We start from the raw sequence: 17,596 nt of genomic DNA, 5'->3' as shown, positions 1-17,596 counted from the left end.
CCCTACTCCCCCAACACTTCCCTTAACACCGGCCCAATGCGCTCGAACGCCTGCGGCGAGATGATATCGACGTGGGCGCAATCCTGGCGATACACCTCCAGTTCCCCGACCCACGGAGCCCATGCCTGTTGCGGATCGGTGCCCGCCGGTAAGGTGCGTTCGGCGACAAACAGCGTGGCTTTTCCGTCAAACGGCATACTGTGCGCGGTGGTTAACAAACGCACCGCATCGGCATAGTTACCTTCTATCTGAGAAAAGAGTTCGCCGGATGCCTGCCCTTGCTGCGCAGCAAGAAACGCCTGGCGCTCGCGCTCAATTTCCGCCAGCACGTCGGGATCAAGCCCGTTAGCCTCTTTTTCTGCCCAGTTTTGCGTCTCCGGCGGCCAGGTATCGAGCAACCCGAGGAACGCCACCGCTTCACCCCGCTGGCGCAGACGTGCGGCGATGCCCTGCGCCAGCGTTCCGCCGAGGGAATAACCGAACAGGTAATACGGCCCGTGCGGTTGTTGTGCCAGCAGTGTTGCCAGATGCTGCTCGCAGGCCTCATCGAGCGTCGCGGCCTGTTGCAACGGCCCGTCTGGTCGCGGCGACTGGATCCCGGTAATCGACCAGCCCGGCGCAAGGTAACGCGCCAGCACGCTAAACTGCCAGGCAAAACCCGACGCCGGATGGAAGCAGAACAGCGTCCGGCCATCGCTTTCACGCAGCGGCAATACGGTTTCCAGCCCGAGCCGCCCGGCCTGTTCGGTAGAGAGCGGTTTTTCCAGCAGCGCCGCCAGTTTTTCTACCGTCGACGCGACCATGATTTGCCCCGGCGTCACCTGCCGCGCGCACTCACGGCTAAGCTGCGCGGCAAGGCGCATCGCCAGCAGCGAATGGCCGCCGAGGGCGAAGAAATCCGCCTGCGCGTCATTCATGTCACAGCCCAGCAGCGCGGAAAAGGCCTGCGCCACCTGCGTTTCCATCCCTGCATTGAGCGGGCGAGCACCCGCTTTCACCGTGAGTTCCGGCAGCGGCAGCGCCTTCCTGTCGAGCTTGCCGTTGGCGCTCAGCGGTAACGCGTCCAGTTGCAACAGCAACACCGGCACCATATGCGGCGGCAGTTGCGCGCGCAGTTGCTCCTGTAAGGCTGCGGTGTCCAGCGGCAAACCGGAGGCGGAAACCAGATAACCAACCAACTGGCGGGCATCGCCACTGCTGACCGCCGCCTGATTAAACACGCAGGCATGAGCCACTGCCTGGGCGACATCCGACAGGGACAGCATGGCGCGGTCGATTTCACCCAGTTCGATGCGCTGACCGCGAATTTTCAACTGATCGTCGCTGCGCCCTAAGTACTCCACGGCCCCATTTTCCAGCCAGCGGGCGACATCCCCGGTGCGATACATCCGCTCACCGGGGGCAAACGGATCGGCGATAAACCGGCTGGCGGTAAGATCCGGGCGGCCCAGATAACCCTGCGCCAGTTGAATACCGGTGAGGTAGAGATCGCCCGCCACACCAAACGGCACCGGGCGCATCATCGCATCCAGAATGCGCAAGCCCGTGTTCCAGACCGGGTAACCAATCGGCACGCTGTTGCCGCGCACATTGGCTAACGCTTCGCCATACGCCGGATAAAAGCTGACATCAACCGCCGCTTCGGTGGGGCCATAAAGATTATGCAGCGCCACGCCGGTCAGTTGCTGCCATTCGCGGCACAGATCGGCGGGCAGCGCCTCGCCGCTACAGAACACCTGCTTGAGCGTGCGGCAGCTTTGCTGCGCGCTTTCCGGCGTCAGGGAGGCGACAAACGCTGCCAGCATCGACGGCACAAAATGGGTGGTGGTCACGCCTGCGCGGGCAAAAAAGGCCTGCAACGCCTGCGGATCGCGGTGCGCGTCCGGCTCGGCCATCACCAGGCTTGCCCCGGCGATAAACGGCCACCAGAACTCCCACACCGAAACATCAAAACTGCACGGCGTTTTTTGCGCCACTACATCCTGAACGCTCAACGGGTAACGCTCCTGCATCCACAGCAGGCGGTTGACGATGGCGGTGTGCCCGACCATCACCCCTTTGGGTCGCCCGGTGGAGCCGGAGGTGAAAATGATATACGCCGTCTGTTCCGGGCGGGCGAGATTAAGCGGTTCGCTGCCGTCGGTTTCTACTGGCGATTCGTAGCAGAAGTGCGCCAGCCCCGGAATATCATTAAAGCGCGCAAGCTGATGCGCAGAGGTGATTAATAAACGCGGTTTCGCATCTTCCAGCATCATGCGCAGGCGATCGTCCGGGTAGCCGGTATCAAGCGGCAACCAGGCGGCTCCGGCTTCGACAATGCCGTGCAGCGCCAGCGTCAGGAACACCGAGCGTGGCAGCGCCACCGCCACGCTGTCGCCAGGCTGAACACCAAGCGCGCGTAACTGTTTTGCCAGCGCCACCACCTGTTCCCGCATTTCCCGGTAGCTGAAGTGCCAGCGAGCATCGCTTAGCGCCGGGGCATCCGGGGTTTTCGCCGCCTGTTTTGCCACCAGCTCGCTGAGCGTGGTGTCCGGCAACATCACGCCAGTGGCGTTAATCTGCGCGAGTCTCTGTACTTCCTGCGGGGATAATAATTCGGCGTCGCCGCAGCGCAGCGCCGGGTTATCGGCAAACTGCTGCAAGAGTTGCGCAAGTCGGGCGACATGGGCATTCAGCTCCGCTTCGTGATAGCGGCTGCGGTTCGCCAGCACTTCCAGCGACAAACCGCCCTCTTCATCCGGGAAGAGCGCTATTTCCAGATCGTTGACCGGCCCGGTGGCAAGTGTATGCGTGGTGCCTTTAATGCCGTCGACATCCAGCAGGTAATCGAACATTTTCACGTTCAGCACCGGGCCAAACAGCGGTTCATCTCCGGCGGCTCGCCCGGCGTCGCGCACGATCTGCTCGGCGTCATAACGCTGGTGGCGGCGCATCGCTTTCAGGGATGTGGCAAGCTGGCTGGCAAGGGCAGGCAATGTCTGGGCACCATCAAGATGAATGCCCAGCGGCAACACGTTGAGCACCGGGCCGGTGGCGGTGAGCGCCGCCGATCCCATGCGGCGCATAAAGATAAACCCGGCGGCATAGTCGGTGCGACCACACAGGCGACCAAGCCACAGCGCCACCAGCGCCAGCGCCAGATCGGAGGGCGGGTTGTGCGGCATCGCTTGCGTCAGGCGGCGAAACGCGTGTGTGTCCATCGTCACATTGAGGCGCAAAATATCGGTGGTGGCCGCGCGCCCCGGTAAAGGCATTGCAGACAGCGACACCGGCGGCGGCAATTCGCGGCGCTGGCTCGCCCAGAAAGCGGCATCGCGCCGGTATGCTTCGCTGTCGCGGTAGCGCTGATACTCTTCCACCACTTCAGCAAACGGGGTAAACGGCGAGTCAGGCGTCGGTTCCCCGCGTCGCCAGGCGCTGTAAATGGCGGCTATCTGGCGGGTAATAGCCGGGAAACTGAAACCATCGACCAGCAAGTGGTGATAACGCTGATACCAGTACCAGCGCTGCTCGCCGACGCGCAAAAGGTGATGGTGCACCAGCGGTTTGCCGCTCTCTACGCGCAGGTTTTGCGCCAGATCGGCCTGCATAATGCGCAGGGCAGCGCGGTGCGCATCGTCACTATCACGGAGATCGGTGATAGCCGGTGTGGCAAAGGTCTGCGATTCATCAACCCATTGCCAGACCTCGCCGTTATCTTCCACAAAGCGCATGCGCAGCGTATCGGCCTGCGCCATGCCGGTGACTATCGCCTGTGCCAGCAATGCGGCGTCGATATCGCCATTTAATTCAACATTATTTAATTCTACGTAATGTGCCACGCTCCAGGCGTTGGGCAGTGAAGAGAGTTTTTCCGCCATCCAGATCCCCGGCTGGGCGGCGACCAAAGGTAAACGTTGGGTCATCTGCCGCTCCTTGATTGCGCATAATGCGCCGGGGTTAATGTCTGCCAGTGCGCCGCCAGCCAGGCGTTGCACGCTTCCTGAGATTGCGGCTCGCACAGCACGCGCCAGCCCGCAGGCAACGCGCACTGCGCGGGCCACAGGCTGAACTGCTGCTCCCTGTTTTGCAGAATATAAAACTGCCCTTGCGGATTATCGAAAGGGTTGGTGAACTCCATAGCAAACTCCTGTCGTGGAAAAGCGCGTTAGCGGGTCAGCGGCTGCCAGAGGGTGATTAACCCGGAGGTCAGCCCGCCGCGCCAGCAAAGCGCATCATGTCCGCCGTCAACCTGACGCCAGAAAACCGACTGCTGTGCCTGCTCTAACAACGGAAAAAGCGCCTGGTTGGCGCGAAAAATCACTGGCTCGCGAACACCGGCTTCCAGCACAATGCGCAGCCCCTGTGGGTTCAGTTCACCCTTTCTAAGTTGTTCGATAAGAAGGCCGTCGCGCTCGCCGCCACGGTGCGGCCACCAGTAAGAACCGGACTGGCTCAGTACACAGCCAAAACGCTGCGGCCAGTGCAGCCCGGCATACAGCGCGGAAAGCCCGCCAAAACTCTGCCCCGCCACCACTGTGCGATCGGCGCTGTCGCTAAAAGGAGCAATCTCGCGCACCTGCGGAAGTAACTCTTCCTGCACCGCCCGCCAGAAATCAGCATTGCAGGGCAGCTCCTGGCTGCGATGGACGTTATCAATCACATCAACCAGGACGTACACCGCGCCCGGCAGTTGCCCGGCGTGGGTCAGCGCTGCCAGCGCAGGCCAGACGGGCATGCTTTTCGCCCAGAACTGGCCGTCGAGCAATATCGCCAGCGGGCGTTCGGCGTTGTTGCCGCTACCGGTGGTATAAACCCAGACGCGCCGCCGGTTGCCCAGACGCGGGCTGTGCCAGTGCAGCAGATGCGGTTCGTTAAATAGTGTGTCAGATTCGCGCCAGCCCGGTTGCAGCGGGGCATCGGGCATTTCCAGCGCCGAAACCGGGTGACCGCGCCCGCCGCGCCAGCTTTGCGGGTTGAGCGGGTCGGCAATCGCGTGGGCTAACAGTTTGCGCCAGCCTTCTCGCAGCGCGGTACGATCCGGCGGCGTGGTAGCGAAAACGTCCGTAGAGAAATCGTCGGGGTTTTCTGAAGGGATCAGGCAGTAACTGCCGCGCCAGCCCGCTTCAATCTGCGTTGTCCAGCACCAGACATCGGTCCCGGCGATGCGCTCAAGGGATCGCGGCGGTGATTTTTGATGGTGGTCGGTCACACCCGTAATGTAGATCCACACCCGGCGCACGCGTGAGGTTTGTTCTGTGCCTGCGGGATCGCGCCACCAGAACGTCACGTCGTAATTGCCTTGCGGCTTTTTGACCCAGTCAGGCCCCTGTTTTGACGCCCACCAGGCATCACTTCCCGTCGTTGACGTCACGGCGTTAACCCCAAATCGGTTGTGGAAATTTTTTCTTGCAGTTCAAAAAATATAGATAATATTATTGATAACTATTCTTATTTGCAATAGCGTATTGGCGCGCTGTGGGAAGCGCGTCTTTCATAAAAAAATGGCCGCCGTGGGCGAATTTTCTCAAGGCCGAGTGACTCGCCACGCGCTGGTTTCATCATGCCGTTTCCTCTCCCCTGGGATATGGATTGCGTCGGGGATACGGCGAAAAAAAAGCAGGTAACATAATGAATAACAAGATTAAATCCCTGACCTTATTGGTCAATCTGGGGATCTACGGCGCTGCGTTGCCCGCGATGGCGGCAGATAACACAACCAGCGACACCACCAACGAAGACACCATCGTCGTCACCGCGGCGCAGCAAAACTTACAGGCGCCTGGCGTCTCGACCATCACCGCCGATGAAATTCGCAAGAATCCGCCCGCGCGTGATGTCTCTGAAATCATCCGTACCATGCCGGGCGTGAACTTAACCGGTAACGCCACCAGCGGTCAGCGCGGCAACAACCGCCAGATCGACATTCGCGGCATGGGGCCGGAAAATACCCTGATACTTATCGACGGCAAACCGGTCACCAGCCGGAACTCGGTGCGTCTGGGCTGGCGCGGCGAACGTGACAGCCGTGGCGATACCAGTTGGGTGCCGCCAGAAATGATTGAACGTATTGAAGTGATTCGTGGCCCGGCGGCAGTGCGTTACGGTAACGGCGCAGCCGGCGGCGTGGTGAATATCATCACCAAAAAAGATACCGCCAGTGAATGGCACGGGTCGTGGAACAGCTACTTCAACGCACCGGAGCACAAAGCCGAAGGCGCAACCAAGCGTACGGATTTCAGCCTGAGCGGCCCGCTGGGCGGCGATGTCAGCTTCCGTCTGTACGGCAACCTGGCAAAAACCCAGGCCGATGCGTGGGATATCAACCAGGATCACCAGTCTGAACGTACCGGCATTTATTCCAACACCATGGCTGCCGGTCGCGAAGGGTCAATCAATAAAGATATTAACGGCGTGGTGCGCTGGGACTTTGCGCCGCTGCAATCGCTGGAGTTCCAGGCGGGCTACAGCCGCCAGGGAAACCTCTATGCGGGCGATACGCAGAACACCAACAACGACAGCAGCAGCAACAACTACGTGCGTGAGAACTACGGCAAAGAGACCAACCGTCTTTATCGCCAGAACTACTCTGTCACCTGGAACGGCGGCTGGGATAACGGTGTAACCACCAGCAACTGGATCCAGTACGAGCGCACCCGCAACTCGCGTCTTGGCGAAGGTCTTGCCGGGGGTACGGAAGGGTTGTTTAACAGCAATAAATTTACCGATATCGACCTCTCCGATGTGATGCTGCACAACGAAGTGAACCTGCCGCTGGAATTGCTGGTGAACCAGACTCTGACGCTGGGCACCGAGTGGAACCAGCAGCGCATGAAAGACCTGGCCTCTAACACGCAAACCTTCCAGGGTGGCGCAATTGAAGGTGTGAGCAGCACCAACCGCAGCCCCTACTCCAGCGCGGATATTTACTCGGTGTTTGCCGAAGACAATATGGAACTGACCGACAGCACCACGCTAACCCCGGCGCTGCGTTTTGACCATCACACCATTGTCGGCGATAACTGGAGCCCGTCGCTGAACCTGTCCCAGGGCCTGGGCGACGATTTCACCCTGAAAATGGGTATTGGCCGCGCTTATAAAGCGCCGAGCCTGTATCAAACCAACCCGAACTACATTCTCTACAGTCGAGGCCAGGGCTGCTACGCCAGCGGCAGCGGCGTAGGTTGCTACATGATGGGTAACGATGACCTGAAAGCCGAAACCAGCATCAACAAAGAGATTGGGCTGGAGTTCAAACACGAAGGCTGGCTGGCCGGTGTGACCTGGTTCCGCAACGATTACCGCAACAAGATTGAAGCGGGTTATGCGCCGGTAAACCAGACTTCAACCGGTTCAACCACCACGGACATTTACCAGTGGGAGAACGTGCCGAAAGCAGTAGTGGAAGGCCTGGAAGGAACGTTGAACGTGCCGGTTTCCGAAGCGGTGACCTGGAGCAACAACTTCACCTATATGCTGCAAAGCAAAAACAAAGAGACCGGCGAACGCCTGTCGATTATCCCGGCGTATACGCTGAACTCCACCCTGAGCTGGCAAGTGATGCAGGACGTTTCCGTGCAGTCGACCTTCACCTGGTACGGCAAGCAGGAACCGAAAAAGTATGACTACCAGGGTAACCGCGTCACCGGCTCAGCCACCAACGAAGTTAGCCCGTACAGCATCGTTGGCCTGAGCGGCACCTGGGATGCGACCAAAAACGTCAGCCTGACCGCCGGTGTCGACAACCTGTTCGACAAACGCCACTGGCGCGCGGGTAACGCCCAAAGCACTGGCGGCAGCACCGGTTATATGTATGGCGCGGGCGCGGAAACGTACAACGAATCTGGCCGCACCTGGTATATGAGCGTGAATACCCACTTCTAATCCCTCTGCCCTCTCCCTGAAGGGAGAGGGTTTTTCCCCTGCCCAAAACGCATTCCCGCGTTCGGATCGTGATCCTTTTCTCCTTTTAAGAAATTAGCTGCGCAAAGCGTAGACAGTTTGCCGCTGCCGTCTTATCGTTACCTTGAATAATAAATCATTATTGAATATATATTCAATGTGGAGAAAAAGATGAACAAGACCCTACTGAAAACCGCTGTACTGGCTTCGATGATCGCCGCATCCGGCTCGCTGTTCGCCGCAGATAACGGCCTGATCGCCATTATTACCCCCTCACACGACAACCCGTTCTTCAAAGCAGAAGCCGACGGCGCGGCCAGCAAAGCCAAAGAGCTGGGCTACACCACGCTGGTGGCTTCTCATGATGATGATGTGAACAAACAGAACCAGTTGATCGAAACGGCGATTGCCCGCAAAGCCAAAGCGATCATTCTGGATAACGCCGGTGCGGATGCCACCGTTGGCCCGCTGGAGAAAGCCAAAGCGGCGGGCGTGCCCACGTTCCTGATTGACCGGGAGATCAACAAAACCGGCATCGCGGTCGCGCAAATTGTCTCTAACAACTACCAGGGCGCGCAGCTTGGCGCAGAGAAATTCGCCCAGTTGTTAAATGGCAAAGGCAAATACGTTGAACTGCTGGGTCGCCAGTCAGACACCAACGCCAGCGTGCGTTCGCAGGGTTACCACGATGTGCTGGACGATAACCCGGACATGAAAATGGTGGCGCAACAAACCGCCAACTGGAGCCAGACCGAAGCCTTCACCCGTATGGAAGCTATTCTGCAAACCCATCCGGATATTGTCGGCGTGATTTCCGGCAACGACACCATGGCGCTGGGCGCGGAAGCGGCGCTGAAAGCCGCCGGGAAAACCAACGTCATTGTGGTCGGTTTTGACGGCAGCGATTACGTGCGCGATTCCATCATCAATAAAGGCAACATCAAAGCCACCGTGCTGCAACCGGGCTGGCAACAGGCGCAAATGGCCGTCGAACAGGCAGATTACTTTCTGAAAAACGGCAGAGCGCAAAAAGAGGAAAAACAACTGATGGACTGCGTGCTGATTGATGACAGCAACGCCAGCAAACTGAAAATGTTCAACCTCAGCAAGTAACGCGGAGGCACTATGTGGTCAAAACAATGGGGTAACGCGCTTGCAGGGTGCGTCGCCCTGTTGCTCACGGCCTGCACGGTGGTGGATCTGGATGAAAACGGCAAGCCGATTCTGCCTGCCGATCCGAATGCGAAAGCCAGCTTCGATAACCAGACCCCGCAGCAGATCGCGCAACAAACCTGGCAAGAACGCGTTATTGACGCCGCCAATCTTCATGCGCTGGACAGCAACGCGCTCGTCACGCAATTGAAAACCCCCACCGCCACGCCGCAAAGCGTGTTTGTCCGCCTCACAAGCCAGGTGGAAAAGGTGGATACCAGCAACGCGCGCGAGCAGAAACTGGTGATCAATTTCAACGGCCAGCCGCTGGAAATCCAGCTCGGCCCGGTGATGCGCGGCAACGCTATCCGCGATGCGACCGGCTTTAAATTCGAAGATTTCACCAATCAGGTGCAGTTTGCGCAGCTTTCCCGCGCCTATAACCGTGAAGCGGTGAAACATCTGCCGAAAGTGGACACCAGTTGGGAAGGAAAACCGGCCACCGTACTGATGGCGGTGACCCTTAACGGCGGGAAACTGGAAAACGCGGCCGCGCTGGCGCTGAAACAGGAGGCACAGTAAATGAGCAATGAGGTGATCCTGCGCACCAAAGGCGTATCGATGCTGTTTCCCGGCACCGTCGCGCTGGATAACGTTGATTACAACGTCTGGCGCGGCAAAGTAAACGTGATTATCGGCGAGAACGGCGCGGGCAAATCAACACTGATGAAAATCCTCGCCGGAGTGCAGCAACCGAGCCTCGGCGATATTGAACTGAACGGTGAGAAGGTTCATTTTGCCGATACCCGCGCCGCCGCTGCGCACGGGATCGGCATGGTGCACCAGGAGCTGAACCTGTTTGAAAACCTCAACGTCGCCGAGAACATCTTTTTAGGCCGCGAACTGCAAAAAGGCATTACGCCGATTAACGAAGCAGAACAGGAAAAACGCACCGCCGAACTGCTAAGGCGCCTCGATCAGCCCATTTCGCCACGCGAACTGGTGGGCAATCTCAAGGTCGGCCAGCAGCAATTGGTGGAAATCGCCAAAGCGCTGGCGGAAGACGCAGACATTTTGATCCTCGACGAACCGACCTCGGCGCTGAGTAAAACCGAAGTGGAGATCCTGTTCCGCGTCATCCGCGAACTCACCCGCCAGGGCGTGACGATCATCTACATTTCGCACCGCCTGGAGGAACTGATGGCGATCGGCGATGTGATCACCATTCTGCGCGATGGCAAATTCCAGGCCGAAGCGAAAGTTTGCGATATCGACGTGCCGTGGATCGTGCGTGAAATGTTGGGCAGCGATCCGGTGACCACCTTTCTTTCGCCGGGGCGGACATTTGGCGCACCGATACTGGAAGCCGAACACATCACCTGTGTTAATGCCAGCGGCGTTACCACCGTCGATGATGTCAGTTTTAACGTCCACGCCGGAGAGATTGTCGGCATTTACGGCCTGATGGGCGCGGGGCGCACCGAGCTGTTTGAGTGCATGCTCGGCACCGAGCGCAACTATCTCGGCAAGCTGTGGCTCGACAGCAAACCAGTGCCGCAACGGCTGACGCCCGCTGAGCGCATTCGCATGGGCATGAGCCTGGTACCGGAAGATCGCAAACGCACCGGGATTTTCCCTATCTCCTCGGTGGCGACCAACCTGACGATTGCCAGCCTGTGGCGGCGCTTGCAGCGCGGGCTGACCATTGCGAATAAAGAGGAGGCGGAAGTGGTAGCCACTACCATCGGCAATCTGTCGATCAAGGTCTCTTCCCCGGAAGTGGAAATTCAGGCGCTGAGCGGCGGCAACCAGCAAAAAGTGGTGATTGGCCGCTCGCTGCTGACCAACCCGAAAGTGCTGTTTCTTGATGAGCCAACGCGCGGGATTGATGTCGGCGCGAAAGCCGATGTGTTTCGCATGATGGTGCAGCTTTCTGAACAAGGGATCGCGGTGGTCTTTTCGACCTCCGATCTGAAAGAAATTATGGCGGTATCTGACCGCATTATGGTGATGTCCGGCGGCAAACTGACCGCCGATATCAAACGCGATCGGGCCGAGGAATCGGCGCTGGTAACGGCAAGTGCCCAGGGGTTCTGAGATGAAAACAACACAAACTGTGGCGATGGCGCCGCGCGCGGGCGCATCGTTATCGCGCGAAAGCATTCTGCTGTTACTGCTGAAGCTGCGCACCTTTATTGCGCTGTTTTTAATAGTCGGTTTCTTTACCGCCACCGTGCCGGGGTTTCTCTCCACCGGCAGCCTGCTGATTATGATTAAGCACATTGCCATTAACGCGTTTCTGGCGCTCGGCATCACCTTTGTCATCATCACCGCAGGTATTGATTTGTCGATTGGCGCAACGCTCGGGCTGTGCGGGATGATTGCCGGCTGGCTTATCACCAAAGGGATTGTGCTGCCGATGTTTGGCATCGCCATTTTCCCCAGTGTCTGGGTGATTGTGCCGCTGGTGCTGCTGATTGGCGGGCTGATAGGCGCGGTAAACGGCTGGATTATTACGCGCTATAACGTCGCACCGTTTATCTGCACGCTGGGCACCATGTATGTGCTGCGCGGTGCGGCGATGCTCACCTCCGACGGGCAAACTTTTCCGGGGCTTTCCGGTAACCCGCTGCTCGGCAATACCGGTTTTGATGAAATCGGGGCCGGGACGCTGTTCGGTATTCCGTGGGCCATCTGGCTGATGATTGTGCTGGCGGCGGTGATTGCTTATATCGCCCGTCGCCTGCCGTTTGGTCGCCATGTGTATGCCATTGGCGATAACGAACGCGCCGCCGAGCTTTCCGGCGTGCGGGTAAAGCAGGTGAAAATCTGGGTGTATACGCTTTCCGGTCTGTGCGCTGCGCTGGCGGGAATTGTGGTCTCTGCCCAGCTTCTCGCCAGTCACCCGGCCAACGGTACGGCTTTTGAAATGAACGCCATTGCCGCCGTGGTATTAGGCGGAACGTCGCTGGCAGGTGGTCGCGGAACGGTGCTCGGCACGTTGATTGGCGCGTTTGTGATTGGTTTTCTCGCCGACGGGCTGGTGATGATGGGCGTCAGCGAGTTCTGGCAGATGGTGATTAAAGGCATCGTGATTATCGTTGCGGTGATCATCGACCAGATGCAAAACCGTATGCAGCAAAAAGCGGCAGTGGTGGCACAAAAAGCGGTGATGGAGGGGAAATAAATTCTGTGTAAGGTTGCGATCGAACCCGGCCCTCACTATATTGTGCGTACGGAAACCATCCGTACGCCTATTGAGGAACTTTTGCATGTCAGCCCTGAAAAAGCAGCGCATCGATTTGCGACTGAGTGATGATGATAAACACATCATCGAAGAAGCGGCGGCGCTCTCTAACCAGACTGTCACGCAGTTTATGGTCAGCAGTGCGTCAGAGCGTGCCGCCGCGATTATCGAAGCACATCGCCGCCTGGTACTTAATCACGAATCGTGGAACCTGGTGATGGATGCCATCAGTAACCCGCCCGCTCCCAATGAGAAGCTGAAACGCGCGACGAAGCGTCTACAAAACATGGAGTAAGTTGTGGACGGGATGAAAATTGAGTTGTTACTGGAAGACAAAGCGTACGACTTTGCGGGCTTTGATTGCGGCGACGAAGCGCTTAATACTTTTTTGCAGGAACATTTATTACGTCAACACACAGGCAAGTTTTTACGCGCTTATCTGTTAATTGATAGCCAGCCAATTCCCCGTGTGCTGGGTTATTACACCTTGTCAGGCAGCAGCTTTGAGAAAGCCGCGTTGCCGTCAAAAACACAACAAAAGCGAGTGCCTTACCGCAATGTTCCCGCCATCACCTTAGGCCGGCTGGCGATTGACGCCGCGTTTCAGGGAGAAGGCTGGGGAAGCACGCTGGTTAGCCACGCCATGCGCGTTGTTTTTCTCGCCTCGCAAGCGGTGGGCATTCACGGTTTATTTGTTGAAGCGATGAACGGCAGAGCGAAGCAATTTTACGTAAGCCTCGGTTTTATTCCGTTAGTGGGCGAAAACGAACGCGCGTTATTTTTCCCCACCAAATCCATTGAGCAACTTTTTACCGATACACCGCTGTGAATGACGCCGGTTTTATTCGGCCTGCACAAGGCTGCGCGCGGTGGGGTAATCGGTGATTAACACATCGATATAATTGCCCTGCAACGCGCCGCGAATGGCGTTGCGTTTTTCCACCCCGCCCGCCAGCGCAATCACCTGCGGACACGCGCGGATCTGCGCAAGCTCCATGCCAATCACCGGATCTTCTTCCTCGCTCAGCACCGCCTTGCCCGCCGCATCGTAATAATGCAGGCAGATATCGCCCACCGCGCCGCGCTCTGCCAGCAAGTGGAGCATCTTTTCGTTGTAGTAGTTGCCGGAATTTTTCAGCAACTGCGACGGCTCCAGCTCACCGATACCGACAATCGCCACATCCACTTCGGCAAATTTCGCTACCACGGCCGCGACATCCGGGCTGTTCACCAGCCGCGCGCGCTCCTCGACCGAGTGCTCAATACTCTGTGAGGGCAACAACCACGACGGACAGCCCAAATGCGCGGCCAGTTGCTGCGTCAAAATCGTTGCCTGCACATTGCCATTCGGCCCGACACCGCCGAGCAACTGAATAACCCCTGCGGCGCGAATATTTTGCGGGTGCATCTCATCGACCATGCAACGAATGGTGCTGCTCCAGGACGAAATCCCCACCAGGTCTTCCGGGCGCAGGCGCGTTTCCACATAGTGCGCCGCCGCGCTGCCGATGGCGTGCTTGATCTGCGCGTTGTCGGGATTTTCCCCGACATCCACCACAATCGCCTGGCGCAGGCCGTACTGCTGCTCAATGGCCTTTTCCAGCCCGACAAAAATATGGGTCGGCTGCACAACGGTGATTTTCACCAGCCCCTCTTTCTGACAGCGGGTCAACGCCCGTGAGACGAAAGATTGCGACAGGTGAAGCGCGGTGGCGATTTCAGACTGTTTTTTGTTTTCGTTGTAATAAAGCGTGGCGATTTTCACCAGCAACCGCTGTTCATCCTGCTTCGACATGAGGTTCCCCTTTCTCTGCTGCCCGATATTTTTATTCAATGCTGAATAGATAACAAGCTGGCATTTAACGCCCGTCACGATCCAAATGTGATCCTTTTCTCCTTTCTTCGAAATTTGCCCGTACACAGCGTAGACAAACCTTACCACAAGGCATATGTTTACTCATGAATAATAAATCAGCAGTGAATATTTATTCCTGACACGTAAAAACACCCTGCTCGGGCGCATTTCTTCACCCTGATTGAATATTTATTCATGAAAGATTAAACATTCAAGAGGTACGCTATGAATCCGTTTTCACTCTCTGTTGATGAGCTGGAAAAGAGAGCACGCGCAATACGCCGCCGCATTATCGTGCTGAATGCCGAAAGCCCGGCAGGCGGGCACACGGGGGCTGATTTATCCCAGGTGGAACTGCTGACCGCGCTCTACTTCCGCATCCTGAACTGTTCGCCGCAAACCAAAGAGAGCGACGAGCGCGATATCTACATCCAGTCGAAAGGCCATGCGGTCGGCGGCTACTACTGCGTGCTGGCGGAAGCCGGGTTTATCCCCGTTGACTGGCTCTCCACTTACCAGCATGCGGATTCCCACCTGCCGGGCCACCCGGTAAAACACAAAACCCCAGGCATTGAACTGAACACCGGCGCACTCGGCCACGGCCTGCCGGTCGCGGTGGGCATTGCGCTGGCGGCAAAACGCAGCAACAGCAAACGCCGCGTGTTTGTTGTCACCGGCGATGGCGAACTGGCAGAAGGCAGCAACTGGGAAGCGGCGCTGGTGGCGGCGCATTATCAGCTCGACAACCTGATCATCATTAACGACAAAAACAGCCTGCAACTGGCGGGATCGACCAAAGAGATCCTCAATACCGATCCGCTGGATGCCAAATGGCGCGCCTTCGGCATGCAGGTGACGGAGTGTCGTGGCAACGACATGGCCGATGTGGTTGCCACGCTGGAAAGCCTACAACCGGCGGGTAAACCCCATGTGGTGATTGCGCACACTACCAAAGGCGCGGGCATCTCCTTTATTCAGGGGCGGCCAGAGTGGCACCACCGCGTGCCGAAAGGCGAAGAGATCGAACTGGCGCTGGAGGAACTGAAAGATGAGTAATAGCGAACACCTGGCAACGGTGATGGTCAACGCCTTTATCGACGCGGTAGACCGCGGTGTCGATCTGGTGCCGGTGGTGGCGGATTCCACGTCCACCGCCAAAATCTCGCCGTTTATGAAAAAATTCCCCGGCCGCGTGGTGAATGTCGGCATAGCGGAACAAACGCTGGTGGGTGCCGCCGCCGGGCTGGCGCTGGGCGGCAAAATCGCCGTCACCTGTAACGCCGCGCCGTTTTTGATCTCCCGCGCCAACGAGCAGATCAAAGTCGATATCTGCTACAACAACACCAACGTAAAACTGTTCGGCCTCAATGCCGGAGCCAGTTACGGCCCGCTCGCCAGTACTCACCACAGCATTGACGATATTTCGGTGCTGCGCGGTTTCGGCAATATCGAAATCTACGCCCCGTCCAGCCCGCTGGAGTGTCGGCAGATTATTGATTACGCCCTCGCCCACGTTGGCCCGGTCTATATCCGCCTCGACGGCAAAGCCCTGCCGGAACTGCATGACGACAACTACCGCTTCGCGCCGGGTGAGATTGATGTGCTGTGCGAAGGCAAAGATATCGCGCTGGTGGCGATGGGTTCAACAGTGCATGAAATTGTCGAAGCCGCCACACAACTGGCAGCGGAAGGTATTGACGCAAGTGTTATCAGTGTACCGTCTATTCGCCCCTGTAATAAATCGCAGCTGCTGGCGGCCCTGCAACACCACCGCGCCGTGGTGAGCGTCGAAGAACACAACATTAACGGCGGCGTCGGCAGCCTGGTGGCGGAAGTGCTGGCCGAAGCCGCCTGCGCCATCCCTTTGCGTCGGCTCGGCATTGCCGATGGTCAATACGCCATCGCCGCCGATCGCGCCGCGACCCGCGCTCGCCATGAAATCGATGCCGCAGGCGTGGTGAAAAACGCCCGCGAGCTGCTCGCCGCGCGGTCATAACAATAAAAACAGAACATCTTGACTGGAGATAACGCAATGTCCCGAATTCCTCAACAACTGACCATGGCGGTGATTATCGGCAATCGGGGTTTCTTCCCGAGTTACCTGGTTGCCGAAGCGCGCGAGCAGGCTATTGCCCTGTTTGGCCGCCTGGGCATCAACACCATTATGCTCGACGAGACACAAACCGAGCTCGGCGGCGTCGAAACCCGCCAGGATGCGAAAATCTGCGCCGAGCTATTTCGCGCGCACCGTGATGACATTCACGGCGTAGTCGTATTGCTGCCAAACTTTGGCGATGAAAAGGCAGTGGCGGAAACCCTGCGCCTCTCCGGGCTGAATGTACCCGTGCTGGTACAGGCCGAAGAAGACAACCTGGACAAAATGGGGCTGGCGACGCGCCGCGATAGCTTCTGCGGCAAGATTTCACTCTGTAATAACCTGCGCCAGTACGGCATTCCCTTCACGTTGACCACGCAACATGTTTGCGCCTTAAGCGGTGAAGTGTTCGCGCACGATCTTAAACGTTTTGAGCAAGTCTGCCGCGTGGTCAGCAGTATGCGCGGCGTGCGCGTTGGCGCAATTGGCGCCCGCCCGGCCGGGTTTAATACCGTGCGCTACAGCGAAAAGCTGCTTGAACGCTTAGGCATTGCCGTCGAAACGCTGGACCTTTCTGAAGTCTTTACCCGCATTAAAACCCTGCGCGATGACGATATCCGCGTTGATGAGAAACGCCGCCTGCTGCTGGATAACGCCGATGCCAGCGGCATTCCCGCCGACAAACTGGTAACGATGGCAAAACTGTTTGTGGTGATAAGCGAATGGGTGGTCGCCAACGATATCGATACCACGGCTATCCAGTGCTGGACCTCGCTACAAGAGAATCTTGGCATCAACGTCTGTTCGATTATGAGCGTGATGTCCGGCCAGTTAATGCCGTCGGCCTGCGAAGTGGATGTAATGGGCGCGCTCTCTATGTATGCGCTGGCGAGCGCCAATATGAGCCCGGCGTCGATTGCCGACTGGAACAACAACTTCGGCGACGATCGCAATAAATGCGTGCTGTTCCACTGCGGCAACTTTGCCTCTGCCAGCCTCGAATCTCCCCACATGGGTACAGCCGATATCATCGGCACCACCGTCGGCAAAGAGAACACCTGCGGCGCGGTGCATGGCCGCCTGAAAGCGGGCGCACTCACCTACTTCCGTCTGAGCACCGACGATTTGAGCGGCGAAATTAAAGCCTATGTCGGCGCAGGCCGCTCCGTTGACGATCCGCTGGATACCGTCGGTTGCCGCGCGGTGATTGAAGTGCCGAACCTGGAAAACCTGCTGGCGTGGATTTGCCGCAACGGTTTTGAACACCATGTGGCGATGAACCATGCGGCGAGCGCGGAAATCCTGCACGAAGCCTTTACCCGCTATCTCGGCGTAGAAACCTACCTGCACCAATAAGGCCGGGAGA

The 17,596-nt window shown here is 57.9% G+C and carries 14 protein-coding genes; 10 read left to right on the top strand and 4 right to left on the bottom strand.

Translation table 11 applies throughout. The features are described 5' to 3' along the window. Nucleotides 1-2: 2 nt before the first annotated feature. From entF to fes, 3 genes are read right to left on the bottom strand one after another with little or no spacing between them, the layout of a single operon-like run. Nucleotides 3-3,905 carry an enterobactin non-ribosomal peptide synthetase EntF gene (gene entF, locus Q5705_10450; protein ID WLI78926.1) on the bottom strand — a complete coding sequence of 1,301 codons (3,903 nt, stop codon included), beginning with the start codon at nucleotides 3,903-3,905 and terminating at the stop codon, nucleotides 3-5. Then, on the bottom strand, nucleotides 3,902-4,120 hold the full coding sequence (locus Q5705_10445) for an MbtH family protein (GenBank protein ID WLI78925.1): 219 nt from the start codon (nucleotides 4,118-4,120) through the stop codon (nucleotides 3,902-3,904). Before Q5705_10445 ends, entF begins: the two co-directional genes overlap by 4 nt. Nucleotides 4,121-4,147: 27 nt before the next feature. Beyond that, on the bottom strand, nucleotides 4,148-5,353 hold the full coding sequence (fes, locus tag Q5705_10440; protein ID WLI78924.1) for an enterochelin esterase: 1,206 nt from the start codon (nucleotides 5,351-5,353) through the stop codon (nucleotides 4,148-4,150). A 257-nt stretch (nucleotides 5,354-5,610) separates the two neighbouring features. Here fes and Q5705_10435 point away from each other — a divergent pair, with 257 nt between their 5' ends. The 7 genes from Q5705_10435 (at nucleotide 5,611) to Q5705_10405 (ending at nucleotide 13,109) form a co-directional block, all read left to right on the top strand. Continuing rightward, the gene (locus Q5705_10435) at nucleotides 5,611-7,863 is read left to right on the top strand and encodes a TonB-dependent siderophore receptor (protein WLI78923.1); all 2,253 of its coding nucleotides are present in this window, start codon (nucleotides 5,611-5,613) and stop codon (nucleotides 7,861-7,863) included. Nucleotides 7,864-8,052: 189 nt separating this feature from the next. Then, nucleotides 8,053-8,994 carry a D-ribose ABC transporter substrate-binding protein gene (locus Q5705_10430; GenBank protein ID WLI78922.1) on the top strand — a complete coding sequence of 314 codons (942 nt, stop codon included), beginning with the start codon at nucleotides 8,053-8,055 and terminating at the stop codon, nucleotides 8,992-8,994. 12 nt (nucleotides 8,995-9,006) lie between these two features. Beyond that, nucleotides 9,007-9,615: a DUF2291 family protein gene (locus tag Q5705_10425; GenBank protein ID WLI78921.1), complete on the top strand. Its 609-nt coding sequence runs from the start codon at nucleotides 9,007-9,009 to the stop codon at nucleotides 9,613-9,615. Then, a complete protein-coding gene (locus Q5705_10420) occupies nucleotides 9,616-11,130 on the top strand; it encodes a sugar ABC transporter ATP-binding protein (GenBank protein ID WLI78920.1) in 1,515 nt (504 codons plus the stop codon). A gap of 1 nt (nucleotide 11,131) precedes the next feature. After that, a complete protein-coding gene (locus tag Q5705_10415; GenBank protein WLI78919.1) occupies nucleotides 11,132-12,220 on the top strand; it encodes an ABC transporter permease in 1,089 nt (362 codons plus the stop codon). An 85-nt stretch (nucleotides 12,221-12,305) separates the two neighbouring features. After that, nucleotides 12,306-12,575: a DUF1778 domain-containing protein gene (locus Q5705_10410; protein ID WLI78918.1), complete on the top strand. Its 270-nt coding sequence runs from the start codon at nucleotides 12,306-12,308 to the stop codon at nucleotides 12,573-12,575. A 12-nt stretch (nucleotides 12,576-12,587) separates the two neighbouring features. Then, on the top strand, nucleotides 12,588-13,109 hold the full coding sequence (locus tag Q5705_10405) for a GNAT family N-acetyltransferase (protein ID WLI79008.1): 522 nt from the start codon (nucleotides 12,588-12,590) through the stop codon (nucleotides 13,107-13,109). A gap of 12 nt (nucleotides 13,110-13,121) precedes the next feature. Here the strand turns inward: Q5705_10405 and Q5705_10400 are convergent, their stop codons facing one another. Further along, on the bottom strand, nucleotides 13,122-14,075 hold the full coding sequence (locus tag Q5705_10400) for a sugar-binding transcriptional regulator (GenBank protein ID WLI78917.1): 954 nt from the start codon (nucleotides 14,073-14,075) through the stop codon (nucleotides 13,122-13,124). Nucleotides 14,076-14,360: 285 nt separating this feature from the next. Here Q5705_10400 and Q5705_10395 point away from each other — a divergent pair, with 285 nt between their 5' ends. Genes Q5705_10395 through Q5705_10385 form a run of 3 tightly spaced genes read left to right on the top strand, consistent with a single transcriptional unit; the run spans nucleotide 14,361 to nucleotide 17,586 of the window. Further along, the gene (locus Q5705_10395; GenBank protein WLI78916.1) at nucleotides 14,361-15,191 is read left to right on the top strand and encodes a transketolase; all 831 of its coding nucleotides are present in this window, start codon (nucleotides 14,361-14,363) and stop codon (nucleotides 15,189-15,191) included. Continuing rightward, nucleotides 15,184-16,131, top strand: coding sequence for a transketolase C-terminal domain-containing protein (locus Q5705_10390; GenBank protein WLI78915.1), 948 nt, complete (start codon nucleotides 15,184-15,186; stop codon nucleotides 16,129-16,131). Before Q5705_10395 ends, Q5705_10390 begins: the two co-directional genes overlap by 8 nt. A gap of 36 nt (nucleotides 16,132-16,167) precedes the next feature. Continuing rightward, complete coding sequence (locus Q5705_10385; GenBank protein ID WLI78914.1) at nucleotides 16,168-17,586, top strand: L-fucose/L-arabinose isomerase family protein; 1,419 nt, start codon at nucleotides 16,168-16,170, stop codon at nucleotides 17,584-17,586. Nucleotides 17,587-17,596: the final 10 nt, after the last annotated feature.

Origin of the sequence: Kosakonia sp. H02 (assembly GCA_030704225.1) — a bacterium.
In the GTDB taxonomy this organism is placed as follows: Bacteria; Pseudomonadota; Gammaproteobacteria; order Enterobacterales; family Enterobacteriaceae; genus Kosakonia.
The sequence above is the reverse complement of the archived record's forward strand: the minus strand, read 5'-3'. Positions and strand labels throughout refer to the sequence as shown.

Coding starts and splice junctions, on each gene's coding strand:
- entF (WLI78926.1), bottom strand. CDS start 3,905: ATGACCCAACGTTTACCTTTGGTCGCCGCCCAGCCGGGGATCTGGATG.
- Q5705_10445 (WLI78925.1), bottom strand. CDS start 4,120: ATGGAGTTCACCAACCCTTTCGATAATCCGCAAGGGCAGTTTTATATT.
- Q5705_10435 (WLI78923.1), top strand. CDS start 5,611: ATGAATAACAAGATTAAATCCCTGACCTTATTGGTCAATCTGGGGATC.
- Q5705_10430 (WLI78922.1), top strand. CDS start 8,053: ATGAACAAGACCCTACTGAAAACCGCTGTACTGGCTTCGATGATCGCC.
- Q5705_10425 (WLI78921.1), top strand. CDS start 9,007: ATGTGGTCAAAACAATGGGGTAACGCGCTTGCAGGGTGCGTCGCCCTG.
- Q5705_10420 (WLI78920.1), top strand. CDS start 9,616: ATGAGCAATGAGGTGATCCTGCGCACCAAAGGCGTATCGATGCTGTTT.
- Q5705_10415 (WLI78919.1), top strand. CDS start 11,132: ATGAAAACAACACAAACTGTGGCGATGGCGCCGCGCGCGGGCGCATCG.
- Q5705_10410 (WLI78918.1), top strand. CDS start 12,306: ATGTCAGCCCTGAAAAAGCAGCGCATCGATTTGCGACTGAGTGATGAT.
- Q5705_10405 (WLI79008.1), top strand. CDS start 12,588: ATGAAAATTGAGTTGTTACTGGAAGACAAAGCGTACGACTTTGCGGGC.
- Q5705_10400 (WLI78917.1), bottom strand. CDS start 14,075: ATGTCGAAGCAGGATGAACAGCGGTTGCTGGTGAAAATCGCCACGCTT.
- Q5705_10395 (WLI78916.1), top strand. CDS start 14,361: ATGAATCCGTTTTCACTCTCTGTTGATGAGCTGGAAAAGAGAGCACGC.
- Q5705_10390 (WLI78915.1), top strand. CDS start 15,184: ATGAGTAATAGCGAACACCTGGCAACGGTGATGGTCAACGCCTTTATC.
- Q5705_10385 (WLI78914.1), top strand. CDS start 16,168: ATGTCCCGAATTCCTCAACAACTGACCATGGCGGTGATTATCGGCAAT.